The sequence below is a fragment of the Microcoleus sp. B4-C2 genome, assembly GCF_036705265.1.
Taxonomy (GTDB): domain Bacteria; phylum Cyanobacteriota; class Cyanobacteriia; order Cyanobacteriales; family Microcoleaceae; genus Microcoleus.
The window spans coordinates 1-3,324 of record NZ_JAUBUB010000190.1; the positions used below are offsets into that span (position 1 = coordinate 1).

Annotated in this window: 2 protein-coding genes; one reads left to right on the plus strand and one right to left on the minus strand. The window is 45.8% G+C overall.

The annotated features are described in order from the left end of the window. Positions 1-339 precede the first annotated feature (339 nt). The gene (locus QUB20_RS28250) at positions 340-471 is read right to left on the minus strand and encodes a hypothetical protein (protein ID WP_333251459.1); all 132 of its coding nucleotides are present in this window, start codon (positions 469-471) and stop codon (positions 340-342) included. 262 nt (positions 472-733) lie between these two features. Between QUB20_RS28250 and ppsA the strand changes: the two genes are divergently transcribed. Continuing rightward, positions 734-3,211 carry a phosphoenolpyruvate synthase gene (ppsA, locus tag QUB20_RS28255; RefSeq protein WP_333251462.1) on the plus strand — a complete coding sequence of 826 codons (2,478 nt, stop codon included), beginning with the start codon at positions 734-736 and terminating at the stop codon, positions 3,209-3,211. Positions 3,212-3,324: the final 113 nt, after the last annotated feature.

The following is a 3,324-nucleotide window of genomic DNA, read 5'->3' on the forward strand; positions in this document are numbered from 1 at the left end:
CAATTGCTGAAATCAGCATTTTATAGGATTCGTATGTCTATTTTCAGAATTCTATCAATAAGCGTTCAACACTTCTGATCTGATATCTATGCGATTGTGTTTTTCCTCTAAGTAGGCTAACGCAATCAGGGGTAATTTTTTTAAGGTTTTTAGAAGCTCGGTGTCAGGAGGAAACTAAGCTGCATAGTATTTTTTGGGGCGATCGCCCCTGTCACCCGATTTTAGATTTTAGATTTTAGATTTAGTCCACAGATGAATCGGGGAGGTTGAACTAGAATCTCCTATTTTTGGTGACTCACGACTCCTATCGGAAAGTAAGTATCGGCTTTTTGGGCGAGTTCAGCCGATCGCGCGATCGAACCCCACCGTTTCTTGCCCTTGGATTCCGCTACCAACACAATCCAAGCGATATCCCCGCACCAATGAGCGCTCAACGCCAAAAAAGCGGTGAGAACTATCTTCGTTATTCATATTTTTACCACTTCTTTTATAATACCTTACATAAACTCATTACTGCAAATTCTTTACGTTTTGCAATCAAATCAAATATCTCCACAGGCCTTGCTATTTAGCCAAAAAGTGATAATCTTGAAGTAGAGGCAATCGAAAACTCGGTTGATACAGCCTAGGAAAAAATCAGAGAACTTTGGTAGCCAAATTACAATTCCCAATAAACTGTCTTTTGTTTACTGTGCTTTGACCGAACTGAGATGAAGTTGAGAGGAAAAAAGCAATGATCGAAAAATTAGCAATTGATCAAAAACCCGGTGTAATTCCCAAAGAAAAAGCCTTAGTATTGTTATTTGATGAAGTCGGCATCGCCGACATCCCATTAGTAGGCGGTAAAAATGCTTCTTTGGGCGAAATGATTCAACAATTAACCAGCCAAGGAGTCAGAGTTCCCAACGGATTTGCAACTACAGCATACGCTTACCGGTACTTCATCCAGTCAGCGGGTTTAGAAGCTAAATTGCGCGAAATTTTTGCCGATTTAGACGTAGAAGATCTGCAGAACCTGCGACAAAAAGGCAAGCAAGCGCGGGCACTGATTCTCGACACACCATTTCCGCGAGAACTCCAAGCGGCGATCGCCGATGCTTACGAAAAATTGTGCGATCGCTACGGCGACAGTACAGACGTAGCAGTGCGTTCCTCCGCCACCGCCGAAGACTTACCAGACGCCAGTTTCGCGGGACAGCAAGAAACCTACCTCAACGTCCAAGCTTGCGCTGGCGTCCTCGAATGCTGTCACAAATGCTTTGCTTCCATATTCACAGATCGCGCGATTTCCTACCGCCAACAGCGGGGTTTCGACCACTTTGAAGTCGCCCTATCAGTCGGCGTCCAAAAAATGGTGCGATCGGACTTAGCATCCTCCGGCGTCATGTTCAGCATCGACACCGAAACCGGATTCAAAAACGCCGTATTAGTCACCGCCGCCTACGGATTAGGCGAAAACGTCGTCCAAGGCACCGTCAACCCCGACGAATACTTCGTCTTTAAACCAACATTAAAACAAGGTTTTCTCCCGATTTTAGACAAACGTCTCGGCACCAAAACACTCAAAATGGTGTACGATATCGGCGGTTCTAAATACACCAAAAACGTCTCCGTCATCGCAGCAGAAAAAAACAAATTTGCCATCCAAGATGATGAAATTTTGCAACTAGCAAAATGGGCAGTAGTCATCGAAGAACACTACTCAAAAGTGCGCGGTACTTATACCCCGATGGACATTGAGTGGGCAAAAGACGGCAATACCGGCGAATTGTTTATTGTCCAAGCGCGACCCGAAACAGTACAATCTCAAAAGTCTGCTAAAGTTTTGCGAAACTACAAATTGCAAGGCAGCAGTGCAGTTTTGGCAAAAGGACGCGCCGTTGGCGAATCAATCGGACAAGGCAAAGCCCGCGTGATTTTAGACGTTCACAGAATTGCTGAATTTCAATCAGGAGAAGTTTTAGTTACCAACAAAACAGACCCGGATTGGGAACCGATCATGAAAAAAGCAAGTGCGATCGTCACCAATTCCGGTGGGCGTACTTGTCACGCCGCCATCATCGCCAGAGAAATGGGAATTCCCGCCATTGTCGGCACCGGCGATGCCACCCAAATCTTGAAAAACGGGCAAGAAATCACTGTTTCTTGTTCCGAAGGAGATGAAGGCAAAGTTTATTCCGGTTTGCTTCCTTTTGAAATTCAAGAAACTGCGATCGAGAATTTACCCCGCACCCGCACTCAAATTTTAATGAATGTCGGGAACCCAGAAGAAGCCTTTGGTTTATCAGCCATTCCTTGCGACGGCGTAGGCTTAGCGCGGTTGGAATTCATCATTGCCAATCACATTAAAGCACACCCGCTGGCACTGATTCACTTTGACGAATTGGTGGATGAATCAGTCAAGGAAGAAATTGCAAACCTGACAGCACTTTACCAACACAAACCCGATTTCTTCACCGACAAACTCGCCCACGGAATTGCCACAATTGCCGCCGCATTTTATCCAAATCCAGTTATCGTGCGGATGAGCGATTTCAAGAGCAACGAATATGCTAATCTTTTGGGCGGGCGGCAGTTTGAACCCAAGGAAGAAAACCCGATGATCGGGTGGCGCGGCGCCTCTCGTTATTACGACCCGAATTACCGCGAAGCTTACGCTTTGGAATGCAAAGCATTAAAGCGAGTTCGCGACGAAATGGGCTTGACAAATGTGATTCCGATGATTCCATTTTGTCGCACCCCGGATGAAGGGCGAAAAGTGTTGGCAGAGATGGCAAAACACGGTTTAGTCAAGGGCGAAAACGGCTTGCAAGTGTATGTGATGTGCGAATTGCCAAGCAATGTCATATTTGCTGACGAATTTGCCCAAGTTTTTGACGGATTCTCGATCGGCTCTAACGATTTAACTCAGCTAACATTAGGATTAGACCGGGATTCTGCTTTAGTCGCACACATTTTTGACGAACGGAATGAAGCTGTCAAGCGCATGGTAGCAATTGCCATTAAAGCCGCCAAAAAGTACGATCGCAAGATTGGGATTTGCGGTCAAGCGCCCAGCGATTATCCTGAGTTTGCTCGTTTCTTGGTTGAGTTGGGAATTGATTCGATTAGTTTGAATCCCGATTCAGTTTTGAAGACTTTGTTAGATGTTGCTAAGGTAGAAGGTGCGGGTTCGTTGATGGATTTAGCGGGGGATATTGCTAAGGTTTAACCGTTTTGGTTTTGGAAAGCCACCGGGTTTCTCAAAAAGTTTGTGGGATGGGCGTCCCGCCCGTCTTTTTTGGACGGGCGGGACGCCCATCCCACAATAACAATTAAAATTGT